This is a genomic window from Escherichia sp. E2562 (assembly GCF_005781075.1).
Lineage (GTDB): Bacteria > Pseudomonadota > Gammaproteobacteria > Enterobacterales > Enterobacteriaceae > Escherichia.
Map to the genome: position 1 here is coordinate 61,295 of NZ_VATM01000010.1, position 18,052 is coordinate 79,346.

At 47.6% G+C, this 18,052-nt stretch carries 16 protein-coding genes and 2 pseudogenes; 1 reads left to right on the top strand and 17 read right to left on the bottom strand.

What is annotated here, in order from left to right; genetic code table 11:
• Nucleotides 1–47: 47 nt before the first annotated feature.
• From FEK43_RS15375 to daaA, 17 genes and pseudogenes are all read right to left on the bottom strand, one after another.
• Entirely contained in the window at nucleotides 48–1,838 is a 1,791-nt protein-coding gene (locus FEK43_RS15375; RefSeq protein WP_240783149.1) for a hypothetical protein, read from the bottom strand.
• Nucleotides 1,839–2,195: 357 nt separating this feature from the next.
• Nucleotides 2,196–2,486: pseudogene (locus tag FEK43_RS23135) on the bottom strand (hypothetical protein); the annotation flags it as partial.
• A gap of 65 nt (nucleotides 2,487–2,551) precedes the next feature.
• Nucleotides 2,552–4,297 (bottom strand): nuclease-related domain-containing DEAD/DEAH box helicase, encoded by a 1,746-nt coding sequence (locus tag FEK43_RS15385; protein WP_135408588.1) that lies wholly within the window; start codon nucleotides 4,295–4,297, stop codon nucleotides 2,552–2,554.
• Nucleotides 4,298–4,532: 235 nt separating this feature from the next.
• Nucleotides 4,533–5,777: pseudogene (locus FEK43_RS15390) on the bottom strand (GIY-YIG nuclease family protein).
• A gap of 155 nt (nucleotides 5,778–5,932) precedes the next feature.
• Nucleotides 5,933–6,334: a hypothetical protein gene (locus FEK43_RS15395; RefSeq protein ID WP_135408483.1), complete on the bottom strand. Its 402-nt coding sequence runs from the start codon at nucleotides 6,332–6,334 to the stop codon at nucleotides 5,933–5,935.
• Nucleotides 6,335–6,882: 548 nt separating this feature from the next.
• Nucleotides 6,883–7,125 (bottom strand): hypothetical protein, encoded by a 243-nt coding sequence (locus tag FEK43_RS15400; protein WP_240783053.1) that lies wholly within the window; start codon nucleotides 7,123–7,125, stop codon nucleotides 6,883–6,885.
• Nucleotides 7,126–7,529: 404 nt separating this feature from the next.
• Complete coding sequence (locus tag FEK43_RS15410) at nucleotides 7,530–8,288, bottom strand: EAL domain-containing protein (protein WP_135408481.1); 759 nt, start codon at nucleotides 8,286–8,288, stop codon at nucleotides 7,530–7,532.
• Nucleotides 8,278–8,919, bottom strand: coding sequence for a hypothetical protein (locus tag FEK43_RS15415; RefSeq protein WP_135408479.1), 642 nt, complete (start codon nucleotides 8,917–8,919; stop codon nucleotides 8,278–8,280). Before FEK43_RS15415 ends, FEK43_RS15410 begins: the two co-directional genes overlap by 11 nt.
• Before the next feature lie 65 nt (nucleotides 8,920–8,984).
• Entirely contained in the window at nucleotides 8,985–9,758 is a 774-nt protein-coding gene (gene faeJ, locus FEK43_RS15420) for a F4 (K88) fimbria accessory protein FaeJ (protein ID WP_135408586.1), read from the bottom strand.
• Nucleotides 9,759–9,774: 16 nt separating this feature from the next.
• Entirely contained in the window at nucleotides 9,775–10,539 is a 765-nt protein-coding gene (gene faeI / locus FEK43_RS15425; RefSeq protein ID WP_135408477.1) for a F4 (K88) fimbria minor subunit FaeI, read from the bottom strand.
• 27 nt (nucleotides 10,540–10,566) lie between these two features.
• A complete protein-coding gene (gene faeH, locus FEK43_RS15430; RefSeq protein ID WP_135408475.1) occupies nucleotides 10,567–11,343 on the bottom strand; it encodes a F4 (K88) fimbria minor subunit FaeH in 777 nt (258 codons plus the stop codon).
• A 196-nt stretch (nucleotides 11,344–11,539) separates the two neighbouring features.
• Entirely contained in the window at nucleotides 11,540–12,334 is a 795-nt protein-coding gene (locus FEK43_RS15435; RefSeq protein WP_138158621.1) for a hypothetical protein, read from the bottom strand.
• 238 nt (nucleotides 12,335–12,572) lie between these two features.
• Complete coding sequence (gene faeF, locus FEK43_RS15440; RefSeq protein WP_135408468.1) at nucleotides 12,573–13,064, bottom strand: F4 (K88) fimbria minor subunit FaeF; 492 nt, start codon at nucleotides 13,062–13,064, stop codon at nucleotides 12,573–12,575.
• 34 nt (nucleotides 13,065–13,098) lie between these two features.
• Entirely contained in the window at nucleotides 13,099–13,890 is a 792-nt protein-coding gene (gene faeE / locus FEK43_RS15445; protein WP_138158623.1) for a F4 (K88) fimbrial chaperone FaeE, read from the bottom strand.
• Nucleotides 13,883–16,285, bottom strand: coding sequence for a F4 (K88) fimbrial usher FaeD (gene faeD / locus FEK43_RS15450; protein ID WP_135408463.1), 2,403 nt, complete (start codon nucleotides 16,283–16,285; stop codon nucleotides 13,883–13,885). Before faeD ends, faeE begins: the two co-directional genes overlap by 8 nt.
• Nucleotides 16,286–16,341: 56 nt before the next feature.
• On the bottom strand, nucleotides 16,342–16,884 hold the full coding sequence (locus FEK43_RS15455) for a type 1 fimbrial protein (protein WP_135408461.1): 543 nt from the start codon (nucleotides 16,882–16,884) through the stop codon (nucleotides 16,342–16,344).
• A gap of 7 nt (nucleotides 16,885–16,891) precedes the next feature.
• Complete coding sequence (gene daaA, locus FEK43_RS15460) at nucleotides 16,892–17,191, bottom strand: F1845 fimbrial adhesin operon transcriptional regulator DaaA (RefSeq protein WP_135408459.1); 300 nt, start codon at nucleotides 17,189–17,191, stop codon at nucleotides 16,892–16,894.
• Nucleotides 17,192–17,761: 570 nt separating this feature from the next.
• Here daaA and FEK43_RS15465 point away from each other — a divergent pair.
• Nucleotides 17,762–17,968, top strand: a complete 207-nt coding sequence (locus FEK43_RS15465) for a FaeA/PapI family transcriptional regulator (RefSeq protein WP_135408457.1) — start codon at nucleotides 17,762–17,764, stop codon at nucleotides 17,966–17,968.
• The last annotated feature ends 84 nt before the right edge of the window (nucleotides 17,969–18,052 follow it).

Below are 18,052 nucleotides of genomic sequence, written 5' to 3' on the forward strand. Positions count from 1 at the left end.
TTTTTTCCTGTATGGCCCTTAATGTTTAAGGGCCTAAGCTTGCTCTCTTATTCTGAACAGTAGATAATTGGAATTGCGTTTACTTCTTTTACTGCATGAGAAAACGAAGATAATATCCATAGCAATTGTGTAATATGACCATTCACCTTCTCTCCTCTGGATATTTTATCAAACTCATCCTTTATTTCATTCTTTGATATAAAGGAACAACTCAAGATGCATTTTCTATGCAACTTAAAATCCTTTAATAGATTAGAAAGATATTTATCCAGATCATTTAAATTTCCTTTTCTGGTCCGATTTATATTTGTCTCACCTTTTGTTGAGTTATATTTTCCTACAAATTTAGCATCGATTTTTTTCATAAAATCAGCTTTGCTAAAATTCATGTATCCTAAGTTCTTGACAGCTTGACCAACAACATCATGCAAGTTACTAGCGGAAGTACTAACTGATCCATGCTTTGAATGAATGAAATTGATACATGAGTCACTTTTATTAAAGGTTATATGATCAGCCCATTCATTGCCTAAATCATCACAAAAAATATAGTCATCATTTTTATGTATCTTCTCAACTAGATTAAACATTGAATTTTTCGAAAACTGGACACTATTTTTCCTAAAACTACCTTTTTCGCTAGTTACGGAATCCATCTTTTCCACGGGTCTTAGCATATCTAGTATGCTATTTATTTCTGCAACACCTGAGTCATCTTGAAAACAGTTGCCAATGAAATACATATAACGTGGATCATCAAAAGTAATACTATAAAACCCATTTTTTTTTATATAACTTTGTAGCGTAACATTACTTCCTGATACATTTACTTTAAATGACCTCAAGAATGATGAGTCGAAGGTTAAAGTTTTATTAGTTGCTCTAATTGATGCTTGCCCAAATTTAGTTTTTATTTTTCCTTCTGGATCTATTGGGTAAACTCTTTCGAGATGCTTTATTAATCGATCTAATTCATCTGTTTTTAGTTCAATCTTTATCCCTTTTTTATTTTCATATCTAATGTTAATATCATCTTCGATTAGTTGGTCATATAAAGATGAGCTTTCAATTAAAATTGCATTTGGTTTTGTATGTTCAAGCACTTCATGAAGTTTCTTCGGCTTCGCGAATGCATCTAAAAAATCCTTTTCGCCTCCACCATCTTTTATTAGAGAAAGTTGATTGTAAACCCAGAGAGCTAAGTTATCAAAGTTAATTCTATTAGATGACTCGACTAAACGCCCAGTTCCTGAAATAGTTCTTACAGTTGAACCTTGCCTAAATTTCAAGAATAGCGGTATTGATCTTCCGGCAGCATGAGTAGAAAATGTTCCCTTTAAATCCGGAGCTTCATAGGTTCGCTGTCTTATCGCCTTGTCCGATACCGTCATGTTTCTTAAGGATATTCTTTGGAAAGAAACATCAGAATCATTGAAAGTCTCAGCTATCATTGTGTTAGTTATTAGGTCAAAATTTTTCTCAATTTTTTCAGATATATTAGAACAGCTTTTTTTGATAATACTAATGCAATTTTCAAATTCAAAAATAACAATAAACGCATGAATTCTATCATATAGGCCAACCTCACCTTCATCTTTTCCAATGAAGTAAACTGGTCTAATTGTAGGGAATATTCTAACAGAATATAAATAAGGTATATTTTTATCAATTAAATTACTTTTAACTCTAAATTCATTTAGGATATACAAAGCTTCAGGTTCTATATTATCATCAGAAGCGTTCAATATATCAAGAATAAATGCGTCTTCTATTGGTTTACTTCCTTTTGAAATATAAAACTGTGCATTTTTTGTTAATTCTAACTTCTCAAGCATCATAATATCCTTAAAGATAACAATACAGAATATATTAGATAAATAGTATAATAAAGATAATCTGCTTTATTAATAAGAATTAATCAATTCATTATATGTATTCTTGAGATCAACGTAACCTTTTTCACTAATATTCATAACAATGTCAAAATAATCTCTTTGCCACTAAATGATGTACGTGGCTGTCTGTGAGCACTATCACAACTGGCAATAAACGCCATGCTCAACTCCTTCCAATTCAGATCAGAATTCACGTCCAACAAGGTAAATCGCATCCACTAGCTGCGTATGCCGCTTCAGCTCTGAATAACATCCCTTCCAAGCTATCAAACAAGAACAACTGGTTGGAATCTGTTCGGATACCCGGGAAAGATATTCCACTGCACGGATGATTGCCGGTGTCACATCCCACCGCCGTTTCAGAACCAGCAACAGCTCATTAAGGTTTCTGATATAACACTCAGTGGATAGCCGTTGTCCGTCCCTGATTAAATGAAAACCTGACTGATTACAGGTAATGGTGATATGACAGGTATCGTTGCCAATATATACGGCTTCCAGATGTCTGAATCTGACATTCCAGTGCCAGGAGTACGGCGAATGGTTCAGATAAAAAAGACGCATCTGAATATCGTTAAATAACGGGTTCATGGCGAATTAAATAAACCTGATAATAACAGTATGGTGAAAGCCCGGAATAAAGAAATGGTCCGGTATTATGCAAAATCCTCAAGGTGGCGACTGATACTGTTTTCACGGTAACATGTCACCAGTAATTCACGGGTTGCCCGGGTGAATGCCACATAAAGCACCGGAATCACTTCAGACTCATCCGCCGCACCAGAATGAACGAAAGAAGCATTAATAACCGCCACATACGGAAACTCCAGCCCCTTACTGCTCTGGTACGTCAGTAAATGCACCACATCCTTGCGTCGCGAGTATGTCTTCTTGCCTTCCTTGTCAAAGCAGGTGGCAAAAGGTATCCCACGCTGTGTCATAACCTCTGTCAGTTGTTTCACTGAAAACTCTGCCGGACACAGCACAGCCATATCACTCCAGTGACCGCACAGGGCATGGCGCTTCTCCAGCCAGTCTGCAACCTGTCTGGCTTCATCACGTTCAGAAGCACAACGCAGGATTTCCGGCTCTGTGCCTTCTTCACCGCCTGCCTGTGGCTGAACGAGCGGTATTTCACGGTTCTGATGTTTTTCAAAATACTCGCGGGAGAATGCATAAGCAAAGTGCAGAATGCGTTTCGGATTACGATAATTGACCGGCAGGACAGAAGTGCGTCCCTGTGCCTGAATCCCCACTCTGGCCAGAGAAAAGTTCAGAGCCCGCTCCCGCCGATAAATGGACTGGGCATCATCGTACATCAGGAGCAGTGAACGGGATGCGTTATCAAACAGACGGGCAATCAGGGCCAGCCAGCGACTGTCAAAATCATGCCCTTCATCCACCAGTACAGCATCATATCCAGTGTCGGTGATTTTCCCGCTGTTCACAGCCTCTTCCAGTGTGCTGAAGCATTTCTCCGGGTAATCCTTTCTGTCAGCCGTCACCTGAATACCGTGGCGTTTTATCATTGAGGCACACCAGCTGTGAAAATGAGATACCGTAACCCGTGACGTCAGCCCTCTGACATCAATGCATTCCCGCAGATAACTGGCCAGAGTAATGTTGTAGCACAGCACCAGAATCTTTCCGGGCGTGGTTTCAGCCAGGTAAAGACAACGGAATAAAAGAATCATGGTTTTTCCGGAGCCGGCCACACCATGAATGACACGATGCCCGTCACCAATATTTCTGGCCAGAATCTCCTGCTGAATATCCATGATTTTGATTTGTGAGTTCTGTTTCACGGTCACTTCAGGAAACAGATGGCCGCGCAGAATATCTCTCATCCGGGGTGTCACCCGGGTTCTAAATCCCGTGGTAAACATCCCGGCAATTTTTTGCCGGAATACCTCAGGTAAAACAGACTGCGTCATTTCATCCTGACAGATTGTCTGTGCTGAAGGAAAAATCTTTTCCACCGCATTCTCATCATTCCCTGCCAGTGTCTTCAGTTGCTGACGGGTAATGCGGGTAAACACCACACCATACGCCCAGGCCAGCTTCAGCCGTCCCTTATACTGACCGTCATTCTGCCGTAAGCACGGGTCTGAGGGTAAGGCATTAACAGTATCACAGGCATAACGACGAACCTGTACCAGCGGATTTATTTCTGATTTCAGAAGACCATCAGTTTCCAGCGTGACCTGCTCCTGATTTGCCTTACGTAATGTGGATACACTCCAGTCCTTGACCTCCAGAAATACCAGCCCGTTCTCCGGGTCAATAATGACAAAATCCGGATGCCGGTTTTTCCGTCCCACCGGAATATCGTACCAGACAAGGCAGTCATCATTCAGGAAGCTCTCCAGTCGTGAAGCCACCCTCCTCTCCCCTGACGTCATTCTCTCCTCAGTGGACGCCGATACATTTATCAGTTTCGCCATAAACGCACCTTAATCTGTAAACCAAAAAAATAATCACCACCGACACCCACGACGTTATATCGTGAGTGTCGCTTTATTCAGAAATAAAAAACAGAACCATTAACATGACCGGAATACTGTGAACCATGCTGCAGGATATTTACAGATATCCCTTCTGTTATATCCGGCCGGAATAAAATCAGAACACTGATTGTCAGGCAGCTTCATTTTCCGCGTACTCCAGACTCTGCAGATACTGCAGAGCCGCCGGGTCAGCCACATATTCCACCTGCCCGTGGTGACGCTCCACTTCATTAATGATTTTCTCAAGCTTCACGCGGAAAAATTCTTTACGCAGATTAATCCTGTTGATGCGGTATTTTTCCAGACTGTCATGAAGTATTTTTTCCAGCGCGGGCGCATCATCACAGGAAATCATGGCGTGAACATCAAAATCAAACGGAACAGAAGCACCACTTAACTCTTTGACCCTGTCCATGGGTTCCAGCCGTCGGGTCATGCCAATTTTAAAAACATCCTCACCAAACGAACCAATATTCGAAATGATATAAACATGCCCCTGTTTTGTAAGCTGAGCCATGGATTTAGCACGTTCATATTGAGCATGCGCTTCCTGAATTTTCTGTTCCAGCGCCAGGCGTTGTTTCTCCAGCTCCTCCCTGTGAGCCCCTTCTGCGGCACGCAGCGCCTCTTCAATCAGTTTCTGCTGCTCGGCAAGACGCCGTTCCTCCTCTTCCGCTTCCCGCTGGTGCCGATCAAGTTCATCCTGACGCTCTTTTTCTTCACGCATCTGACGCTTAAGCTCTGCCTGATATTCCTTCTCTTCCTGCGCTTTTTCCAGCAATGCCACTTTATCCAAAAACTGTTGCCTGACACTATCCCAGTCAGAATTATCTTCCAGGTTAAGAAAGGCAATTTTCTCACTGACAGCAACGTAAGCCTCTCTTTCCTTACGAAGCTGGTCATATTTGCTTTGCCAGTTATTAATCGTTACACCGGCCAACAGAGTCTTCGCCTTAAATTTCTAAGCGGAATCAACAATCCGTTGCATTGCACGGCTGGCCTTCTGTCTGGCAGTATGAAATTCCTCACGACGTCTGGCTAGTTGCTCCTTTTCCTGTCGTATTCCCCGGGCTATCGCGGCATTGACAGTTTCATTAAAACCCCGCTCTCTCTGAACCAGCTCTGAAACGGTCTGTTCAAATGCTGCTGTTTTCTTTCTGAGTCTCCAGTAAATAAAAAAACGAAGTAAAATTGCAAATACAGTAAACAAACCAAAAAACAAACCAATAATACCTGCCGGATTCGATACTGCATCAATAAATCGCTCATTAAGATTTATCAGCGCCCTGACCGCCACATAAATCCCCCAGAAAATAACGCAAATTAAAATCAGTACAAATCCCGCTGCATTATCATCTTTTTTTCTTCTTGCCATGACTTTCCTTTATTTTCCTTCTCAGTAACTGAATATTTATGATTAACGCCCTCCGAAAATATTAATACCCGGAAGGTTGTCCGGCTTTATGATGCCCGCCACTACAGAATTAACTGCAGGCTGAGCACAGATTCCTCTGCTATTTCAGTGTCAGATTAATACTGATTACCGGAACAAATGGGCAGATGCGTAAATCCAGGTTTGCTGGCCATATAAAGCGGCGCACAGGTGGGTTTACGGGGTTCAGTGACTGGTACAGCCTCATTTTTCTCAGCCACCGATGGTTGTGGCACCTTCCGGACAGCCGCTGATTTTTTCTTCTGAACCGGCTTTGTGGTGACCGGTGATTTCACCTGACGTTTGCCGGGTGCCACGCCATAACCGGAACAAAGGCGCTTCGACTGACTCAAACTTCCGTCATTGCAGACAAAACGTCCGTCTGACGTGCAGTGTGAAATACCACCTTTAGCACCCGAGCAGGGCTTTCTTCCCCGTGCTGCATCTGCCTGAACAGAAAATAAAATACCTGCTAACAGAAGATATATAAATTTATTCAATCGAATATCCCCGAATAATCATTTAGCATTTTTAATTATTAAATTTATAGAGTTTAGGTCAATTCCTGCATCTTCACCACCTGGTACAACTTTCTCCTTGTTCGTTGTACCAGCCAGTTCCTTACCCAGATCAGGCTATTTGTTTTCATAAGTATTGTCTCCGCTCAGCAGTCTGAAGAGATAAAGTCAATAATAATGCAGAAATCAGCGCCCGAGATAAAAAAGACCGATGGCTCCAGAATGAGTTTTGCGCTTCAGATATCACACACTTGCAACATAATTTTTAGCAAAACAAAAAACTTTATTCATCATGTGTCAACAATTGTTCAGCAACCTCCTGTCGATGCCTCCCACCATTTTTGCAATGGCACGCTACCGCCCTCTCGGAATTTACCTGCGTCAACAGGCACCAGAGTCCTGAGCAAAAAATCAACCATTTTCAACTAATTTAAATTTGATCATTATGGAATAATGATCAACAAAACATTAATATTACAGATATATCGAACAATACAACAGCAGCATACAGCTTATTATTCTGACAATGATCACAAAACCAAAACACCGGTCAGCCCACTGATTTTGTTGCTGAACCCGGTATATCCGCCGGTTTTCCACAGCCAGGGAGGAAGTGAATCATCATAAGGCGTGATGGTCCCCCCGAACTCCACAGCTCCCTGAAAATCTCCACCGGACTGCCATTCGGTATCAGCCGAGACTTTTCCGCAAATTAATAAAGAAAGAGAAAAGACAATAATAAGTAAAATATCAATTACAGAATTCTGACGCACGTCGACTCCCCTCTGAGACACCTTCACCTGCATTATTCACTCGTGGTGGAATTTATTTTATTTTTCTGTAAACCTCACTGAAGTCATCTTCCACCACCACATGACCTTCAATCTCCCTGATATGAAGTTCACAAAAAAACCTTCTGAAGAACGAAACGGATGTCTTTCATATTCACCAGAAGATTTCGCCCCTGCCTGCTGACAAAGCGAAAAGGCACGCCTTCCTCTCAATGCAAATATGAATAAAAGAATAAAAACAAAAAGACGTTGAAGTTAAGAAGAAAAACACTGCCGGAGTCTGAAAAATGCGATGTCGGCACACCATTTATCAGAAACAAAATGAAATTACTTAAATGTATTTAATTTTATTTTTCAGGAGTGACTTACTGATTACACAGCTGGCGTTATCCATACTCACAACAAAATGTATCCACTTTTTCCGGTCTGCCGAAATAAAACCCCTGCAGATAATCCACTCCCAGAGAGCACAGACAGTTCACCTGCGCCTGTGTTTCCACACCCTCTGCCACCGTATCAATACCCAGCTTTCCTGCCAGCCCGACAACACTTTCCACGATATGCCGGGATGTCTTTTCACTCAGAATGTCCTGTGTGAAGCTCCTGTCCATTTTTATATAACTGACCGGGAAGTGCTTCAGGTACGACAGTACGGAACATCCGGTTCCGAAATCATCCAGCGCAAATGCCACTCCGGCATCACTCAGCCGGCTCAGTTTCTCTTCGGTCTGTCTGTCCATGTTAAACGGCTGCTGCTCCGTCAGCTCCAGAACCAGATGTATGCTGTCATGCCCTGCCAGCGCCAGACACATCTGAGTGAACTCACGCTCAGCCAGCAGGGCCGGCGTCACGTTCACGGCAAGCCGGAAATCACGCGGCAGCATGGCTTTAACCTCCGAAAGCCCTGCCACCGCACGGTTCAGGATTTTTTCCGTCACAGCCAACAACAGACCGGCAGACTCCACCCGGTTAATGAAATATGCCGGCGGAATGATTTCGCCTGCAGGCATGTGCCAGCGAACCAGAAGCTCTGCACCGGACACAGTAAGGTCTGATGCAGAAACCACCGGCTGGAGATACGGTTCAAACTCCCCGTTACTGAGCGCACGCATCAGTCTGTCTGCGGATACAAAATTACTGTCCATACTGTCGGTCTTCCATTTTATGAACCTCCCGGTCCAGCCCGGTCATCAACAGCATCCTGAAATCCCTGACGCCCACATTCTCTGCCAGCCGGGCATAATGCCAGTACAGCCCCCGTTCACTCTGTTTCAGATTCAGGGGACGGTCTCTTCCTCTCTCAGAAAGGCGTTTCAGTGCCTGTCGTTGTCCGGACGTCAGACGGAATTTACCGGTACGGGCTGTCTTTCTGTTCAGTGCCATGCGGACCGTTCTTTCCAGGCACGACAGCGACGTGCATCCGCTGTACACCGGGCAGATATTTCGCAACACCTTCAGCATTTCCAGCCTTTCCGGCACCAGAACCAGCATTTCACCGGACATTTCTGCCCTCAGTTCACGTATCCAGGACAGATGACGCCCCCAGCCCGTAACAGGCTCTGCACTCAGCGCCACAATAATCAGGTCCCAGCCCTCCCGGACACAGGGATACCCCGGAGGTACACGGTAAACGTTGTGTCCCTGTGCGGACAATAGGTGCCACAGCCCTGTCAGCTCATACCAGCAGGTTCCGGTCAGAAGGATTTTTTGCCTCACACTTACAACCTTCACCACATCAGTACCGCACAGAACATCACCAGTGTCAGTACCAGGCATGCCATACAGGTTGCTGCCACACAGACACCAACCACATCGGCATTAACACTTTTCGTTGCCGGGCCTCAGAAATACACCACCACCGGTGTCAGATTACCCTGCCAGCGTTTTACCGGTTCTTCCGCGCCAGGGAAACTCACCTGCACATCACTCAAGCATGTCACCCAAGCACCGGCAATCTGCTGTCTGTCATTTTTCTGCGCCAACAATACCCCTGTCCCCGAAATAAACGCATCAGGGCGCACAGTTAACCCAGAATAGTCCGGAAACCATTTATAGCCATTCACCTGCCGTAACTGACGTTTCACCTGCTGTACTGTCCCCGGAGTCACCTCTCCGCTGACCACACTCCAGCCTTTATCAGCCATAACACTATTCTGCCATACCAGCAGATGACGTACTGTAAAAGTGATTTCACCGTAACGTACTTGTTCCTGATCGAGATCCCCCAGGGCTGCAATCCGGGGAGATGACGCTGCCACCTGAAGTAATGTCACTGACGGCTGAAGCCCCGGACGGGCAGTTGTCAGTGATGTGGTATGTCCGCCCAGAATATAAAAATCCTGCCCTGCCCGGCTTTCACTGACCATGCCTCCTTTTCCCGTTGTCAGGCCAGCCTGCACGGCATCAGGAGAGCTCATCCGCACAGCGCGGGGCTGCCACTGCCAGGAAACTTCAGGAACATACAGCGTGCCGCTGAATTCCGTCACGCCTACTGCCATTCCCTCCTGCCAGTGACCCGGCGGAATAATCAGAGGTTGTGCCAGCACACTGGCTGAAGTCAGAAAAAACAGAGCCGGAAACATACCGGACTTCAGACGATGAATAATATTCAGCACCGGACCATCCTCCTGCTTACTGGTACTCAATACTTACCGGCAGTGACACCCGCCAGCGTTCCGGCATCGTGCCGTTCAGACGTAATTCACCACTGCCTGCCACAGTCTGTGCACCATACACACCTTCAACCTGACGCAGGGAGGCATCACTGAAATGACTCACTCCCGAATAACCACTGACTGTCATTGTCTGCAGCCAGCCGGGACCTTCGCCACGGAACATCTTCTGCAGAACACCCGGAATATCAGAAGCCTTCATGGCTGTGCTTTCACCAGGCAGACCATTCACATTCAGGTCGTCATACACGCCAGCATACATCGACTGCCCGCCCTTCACATGGCGCAACACCCCCGCAGCCTGCATTCTGAAAACAAATGAACCTGCCCGGGCGTTATTATCACCGGTAACAGGCAACGTCACTTCCGCGACACTTGGTGCTGTCCAGACAAGTGAAAAACCCTCAGCCTCCTTTCCGTAACTAACCCGGGGAGAAAGTCCCTCACGCCCTGCCGGTGTGGTCAGGGTGGTTTTTCCCAGTAAAACGGTCATCGCTGGCAGCGCGACCGGTATCCCTTTTCCACCGTCACGAACACCGCGACTCTGTTTAACCTCCAGACCTTCATTTCCCTGTCCGACTTTCCATACCCACGGGTTACGGGTGCTGGTCACCGGGCCTTCCAGCTTAAGCTCTCCGCTGAAATCTTCTCCCGGCGTGTTCCAGGCCAGTACACAGGAAGGCAGGAGGCTGGCAGCAAACAGAAATAACGTCACCTTTTTCATTTCTCTTTCCTTATATCCCTGCAACCATCACTGTACTGTAACCGTCACATTCAGCCCCGCCTGCCATGCTGCTGGTGTACCCTCCGCCGGCAACTGCAGTTCAAAATCCGACACTACAGAGGCATATGCCGCAGCCAGATTCATCACCCGACCGTCAGCCAGTACCCCCTGACTGATAACCTGTCCGTTATCCACCGCATTCATGCCATTGCCAAAATTCTGATTCATCAGTAACAGAGAAGAGAGCCGGGCTTTCAGCCCCTGTGGCAGCGTTCCTGACTGTACATCCGTCACGCTCTGCCCACTGACCAGCGACATCCCGACCGGTACGGATGCCCCGTCTTCCTGTCTGCCGGCGCTGACTGCCATCCCCTGATTCAGGGTGAAAGAAAGCTGTCCCGACACGTTTCCCGTTTCCGGGTCACGTACCGGGACAGAGGCGCGAAAACGTTGCGCCGTAGTGCCACTGCCTTCCTTTACGGCGAAAGGCTGTCCGTTACTGCTGAAGGTAATCAATGGCGTGAACCCGGGACCACCGCGCTCAGCCACCTCATGCAGATGTCCCTCCAGAAACGGCAACGCCCCTTTGTCACGCAAATCAAAAACAAGCTGTCCGTTCTCTGTACGTGCATCGGCAGTATCCACTGACCAGGTCTGGTCAGGTGAACTTATCTGCCAGGTCCATTTCGGTGCTTCGTCAGTGACAAAACCATTAAACTGAATTTCACCACCATCAAGAATATCTGCATGTGGCGCAACCGAATAAAACAAAGCTACAAAGAGCAGAGATTTATAATAACGCATTGTTTATCGCCATATACCGAACCTTATTCAAGGCAACGTAAAAACAAAAACGGGATACTACAAACTAAACACCCACCAAAAACGTTTCAACTGGAACGAACCTACTCTGATATATTCCTGTATATTTATCTCACTAAAATCAGAATACAAACATTGGTTACAGACAGTGAAATACTCACTGTCTGTAACCATTAAATTACTGATAGGATACGGTAATTGGCAATTGAGCCGTCCAGGTAGTATTTTCTGCTATTGGAGCGTCCAGAGTTATAGTGGTGCTTTCACCAGCCATAATACCTGAAGCATAAATCGCGCTAAATGTTTTAGTTGCATCATCAAACTTACGAGAACCTGGTCCTACTGCTCCCTGCCCCTGGTTATCAAAATAATCGCGAAGATCCGGAATCAAACTTACAATATTATTGGTTGTACCACTTCCAACTTCAGCACTTTTGGAAGGCAAACCACCATAGAATGCATCACCTGCTGATGGAGCAATAGTAGAAGCAGTATTACCCGTATAGGATGAGCCTTCTGGATTCTTATAAGAAACCAAGCTTGCTGCATACATTTTCGTTTTCAATGCACCAATTTTTTGGTCATTATTCTTATTCTTAACCGTCAATGTCAATTCTGTTTTACTGTTACTAAAGGTAAGATCGGTTACTGGATTTGAATCATCACCATACTTAATTTGTGGTGTGAGCCCCAGACCTCCATTAAAGACCTTGATGCTTCGCAAACCCAACACAGGAATATTTTTACTCACGGACAGAGTGATTTCTTTAGTTCCTGATTCAACAGCAGATTCGAAATTCGCAGATGTACCAGTATAGACCTCCCATACATCCTTGTGTAAATCAACAAAAATATCCCCCCCCAGATTAAAATCACCACCTGCATCTCCCCAACCACCATTTGCTGCGATTGCAGGTAAAGATGATACAGCAGCAGATGTAGCCACAGCCAGTGCAATCAGAGTCTTTTTCATAAAATAAACATCCTTAATATTTCACAAATAATAAACTGAAATCGGTAATCCTTATTTTTCCGGAATTACCGCAAAACTATCCCCTGCGGATTCATTTAATTAACCGCATTTCGTTAAACACAGTGTTTAACTCAGAACAGTTTTACGTTATTCCCGTTTTAAAAGACGGTAAATCCCTTTACCAGTATGACCCACTCCAGAGTCACGGATATATTGCCTTGATAAAGGAGATGAATCCTCAGTCTTCCACCTGCAGCGCTATCTGCAGATTTCCCCGGTAGCTGACCGGAACTTCCAGTTCTGCCGGTGCATCCGTTCTTAACTCAACCAGCTTCTGTGCATCAGGTACGGTTATCACCACATCCTCACCCTGCTGTCTGGTACTGAGTGCCACTCTCTTTCCGTCAACCATCAGGGCCGTCTTCAGGGTGATGCGGGCTTCCCCGTTATCCGGCAGAGCCTGCTTCACCGTGATATACGTCAGGCCACCTGATGCAGCCCTGGACTCTGCGCTGCGGATGGTCAAACTGTCGGGAAGAGGCGTCGTGTCTCCACTCCGGTACAGCACCGGGTCTGTCGGTGTGCGGGTCACCTTCACCACGCTGTTACCCACCACCTGACCATTCACCACCCCCAGATACTGCGTTTTCTCGCTGTATTCAGCGGCCAGTGCTGACTGAATACTGAGTGCACTCAGGACCAGGGCGACGACCATCATTGTTTTCTTCATTTATTACCCCTCTGTTCTGTATTTCGGAGGGCGGTTATTTTTTATCTGCTTTATCAGACAAATTAACTGACGAATCAGATACCTTCTGCCCGGAAGACGTTGGCGTTTTTTTCTGGTTAATCGTCCAGGTCTGCAGTTCACCGTAATCATTCAGAGAATCCACTTTCACCACATTTCCCTTCACCTGCACTTCATCACCCGGCATGAACATCAGCAGTTTCTGTGCTGTCTCGTTATCCGTGGCGATTTTCTTTCCGTTTCCGTCCAGCAGACTGCCAATCGCAAAAATGTACGGCGTGGTGTTCACCAGCATGGTTCTGCCATCCGGGCGGCTCTGCAGGCTGATGCCTTCTTCTGCCCCCTTGCGACCTTCAAGCAGTGCCTTCGGACGGTAGAACAGCTTCAGCTTCGTGCGCAGCGCCACTGCAATACCGCTGCCCTCCAGAGCCGGCGGAATATCCTGCAGGTTCAGCCAGTACACCGACTCTTTATCCTTCGGCAGATGGTCAGACGCCATGATGATACGCAGTGTCTGCTGACCATTCGGCTTCACCCTGAAGAAGGATGGCGTCACCACAAAGGTCGGACGGGTGTCTTTCTCCACGATATTGTCCACCCAGGCCTGGCCACCAAAGGTACGCTCCTTGTCATTGTTGGTGACCGTGATGGTCAGTGCATCCTTGTCCCCGCGAAAGATATAGCGGGTCTGGTCTGCCGCCAGGGAAGCCACTGCACTCTGACAGGTCATCATCAGCGCCAGAGTCATTCCCAGTGCTTTTGTCACCCGGTTAGTGAAAAACGTCGTTACTGCGTTACGCTTACTCACACGTAATCTCCTGTAGTTTCTCAGTATCCTGCAGTCTGGCCGCAGGTATCCGGCACTGGCCCAGGGTGATATCACCCGGCGCATCCACCGTGTTAATCATCAGCACACCATTGTTAACTACAAAGCCCAGCGGTGTGTCCTTACTGTCACGTGCCCAGGTCCCCCCTGGCACAAACTCACCATCACGCTGCTTCACCTGCAGCAGGTAACGCTTAACTTTCAGGGCATCAAACGGCATCCAGACCACCGCCTTGTCCGTCGGCACCACCTTCTGACTGGTGTTCGTCAGTTCGGTGCTCAACGGGAGTGTGCCCGCATCAATCGTCACAGTGTTCCAGTCATAGCTGTTCAGCGGCACCACCAGGTTGCCGTCGCTGTCAGTCTGTCCGTCACCGGACGTCACCTTCACTCCGGGGGTATCCTTCACGTTCACCACGGCCACGGTGTCACCTGTAGTGCGGCTGAACATAATGTCCTTCGCAGCCGGTACAGCCAGAACCGAACCGCTGACAGATACAGAACCACTGGTTCCGCCGGACTGCGAGTGGTTCAGGGCACCATTCAGATAAGCCCGGTCACCGCTGTACGACGCATTCAGATAACTGCTCACACCACCACCGCTGTCACGCCCACCGCCCAGGCCATAGCTGAAACGGTCATTCAGCGAGCCGGACACGCCGGTGCTGAAGCCCGTGCCACCGCCTTTGCTGGTACTCACCGACGTACTGCTGCTGTAACGACGGTCAGACAGTGTGAACGGTACCGACACTGATGCCGATGCCGACCAGTTGTTTTCTCCCCGGGTGTTCCGTGAACCGGACCAGCCCAGGTTAAGACTGACACCCTTAATCTGTGTGCTCAGGGTGCCGGTAATCCCCGTGTCCTTACCGTTGTCATCGCTGTACCGGTAACTCCCGGTCATGGATGCGGGGTAATAACTCCGCTGCCAGCCGGACACCGACAGACTGAACAGTCCACCCACCGGCTGACTGACACCGGCATTCCATTCATCCTTCGTCCGGCGACCATGATTTGACTGCGACCACAACTCTGTCGGGTCAAAGGAGGACATGTCCTCATATTCCTCACTCTGCCGTGACCAGCTCACCCGCAGTCCGGTGTTCGTCATCTCCAGTTGTTTACTCCAGGATAACTGCACCTTATTTCCGCTGCGGCTGCCATCACGGTATTTTGCCGTGGCATAAGCACCGTCAGCAGACACCGCCCCCAGGTAACTCAGCCCCAGAACGGCCCCGGCGCTGACGCCCTGCCAGTCCTGGTTAAACACCCCGCCGGTGCGCAGCGTCAGCCCGTCCAGACCATAACCGTATGACGCCGCAAACACGCCGCCTTTCAGGTCACTGTCATCGTCAGGCAAACCGGCTGCCACACTGAACTCGTGTTGCCCCGGACTTAACTGCCCGGCCATCACCGACAACGGGAAGTTCTGTACCTGCTCGCGCCCGTCTTCACCGGTGATTTTCATGGTCACATCACCACTGGTGTACAGCGGCACATCCGTGATGGAGAACGGACCCGCCGGCACCATCTCCGAATGCAGCAACCGCCCGTTCTGTGTCAGCGTCACCCTCGACGGCCCGTTCGCAATGCCGCTGAACACCGGGGTATATCCCAGATTGCCCGGCTTCATGCTGTTGTTCCGGCTCAGCGACACGCCGTATGTTCCCGTGCTGCCCAGCAGACTGTCCCCGGTGGATGTTTTTCCGACCGCCAGGTCCGCACTCAGTGCGCGGATAGCCCGGGTGGCCGTGAACATGTTTATCGAGGCGGAGTTATTCCCGCTGTCACCACCGCTGGCCGTGGCAGAAGAGCTCACCACCCAGCGCCCGATATTGGCTTTCAGGTCCGCTGAGCCAAAGGCCGAGGTGTTATTACGGCCAGTGTTGGCGTTCGCGTTATAGTTCACGCGAAATGCACTGGTTCCGTAGTCCCAGTCCACATTCTCCGGCATCTTCACCAGCCCCTTCTGGGGAATGGACAGCGCCAGACTCTGGGTGGAAACATCAAAATCCACTTTCACTGACGGGGCTTTTGTCAGCACATAGCACTGTCGTGTGGCGTCATATCCCTCACGAAAGTAATCTGCACTGACGTAAATCCCGGCCTTCGTCAGCCATGCCTCTGTCAGACACAGTTCGTTACTGTCCTGTGGTGTCACATCCAGTATCTGTTTCCCGGCCTCCTTCCCGTTCAGGGACAGGTCAACCAGATAACGCCCCGGCGCATAGCTGCCGTTCAGGGCTGCCCAGACTTCCGGATTAACCCCGGCACCACCCTGGATAAAGGACATATCCAGTTTTTCACCTGCAATACCTGTGGCACTGGCAAAAGCAGCTGATACGGCAAGCGCAAGTGCGGCCCGACGGAAAAACACGGACGAAACCGGCCCTGCGACTGCCTTCTTTCCTGCACACACAATCCTTTTCTCCGTTACTGATACGTGACCACAAAGGTCAGCGCACCCGTGTATTCCCCCGCCTTCACGTTCGCCGGAAACACCGGCTGCGCACGAAAACGGAACTGCCCTTTAGCAGCAAATTCCACCGGATAATTCACCGAATGACTGTCCTGAGTCAGACGTCCGCGATAATCTGCCTGCACATCCACCGCCCGAACATCCACGCGAATACCATCACCGGCACCGCGGGTGACCACGCCCCCTGCATCCAGCTGTCCCGGGTTACCAAAATCCAGGGTGGCGACCTGCCCTGCCTTAAAGGCTGAGCAGCCCTGAACCGTGGCACCGGACTCATACAGACGCACAGTGAAGTCACGCGGAGGCACAGACGCCCCCGTGGACTTGCGGTAAGTCCCGAATGTCAGCCGGCCACTGTTGCCGGTGCTGTCCGCATCCACCACCACATGACAGGCCGAAGCCACCACGTCAGCACTGAATACGGTTTTCTGAACAGCGGCGTGAGAAACCCCGCCCCCTGCCAGAAGCAGAAGTACTGAAAGCGATAAATTTTTCATGCAACTGTTATCCCGTATATGGAATACCGGCTTCTGATATATAAAAAGGAACCAGCCTGTTTACCGCCTGATGGGTACGCTGAATACGCCCGAGAGCACCAGAGAAATACCCCTGAGAAACCTCATGTCGTTCACAGGCCTCCCTTCGGGTATAACCCAGAACCAGAAAATCTCTCAGCGCATTAAGAACCTTTTCACTGTGAACCGGAGATATTTCAGCTAATAACCAGAACTGGCTCTCTGACATTTTTCCGGGCGACAAAGTACGCCCGTGCTTCTTGCTCAGATACAGGTCACTGCTGCTCATTTATATCTATTCCAGAAATATAACCAGATAAAAGACGACATAAACCCGGATAACAAAAATGTATTCACACTGCTGCCGCCCTGTTTTCTGCGGCGAAGACTACCACGGTGTTTTATAGCGAAAAACACCAATTTCACGATCTTTATGACCAAACAACAACAACTTAATGACACAAAATCCCGCTAAAACCTCAGCAAGTTAGGATAAAAAACCAAAAACAAAACAAAAAATAGATAAAAAGATCGTTGTTTTTGTGAACACCAATATTGCCTCCCGGACAGTTTTTTTGTTCCTATTTAGATATTCATCAAAAAACAGATCATGTTTTTCATATAAAAAATGAATTTATGGCCACAGGAAATATTAAAGTAAGAAATTAAAATAACAGAAGGAAATATACGCATAATCATCTGCAGGTTAATAAGGTAATCAATAACCAGAAATATTGTAAAAAATATGTTATCTTGTTGATTTTTCATGCGTTTCGTGAGAGTCAAAAGTGGACATGGAGGAGAGAGCCAGAGGCAGGTTATAATAAAATGAATATTACAGATAAGGATGTAAACAGAAATGAAGAAAAAGCAGATACTGTCTTTTATTCAGGAGATAAACACGCCATGCAGAACGGCTGACATTTCTTCACATTTTGACATGAGCGCTTATCAAGCCCGCCATTACCTTATGTGTCTTGAAAAAGAGGGAAAAATAAGACGTACGCCTCTTCGTCGTGGTGCCCGTACTTTATGGGAAGTAGCAAGGGAGGCGGAAAAGTATTAATAAAAACATGCATTTTTTCTGCATAAACTTAACTCATTCCTCTACTGAAATATAACCATGATTTAACAATCAAGAACTTATATT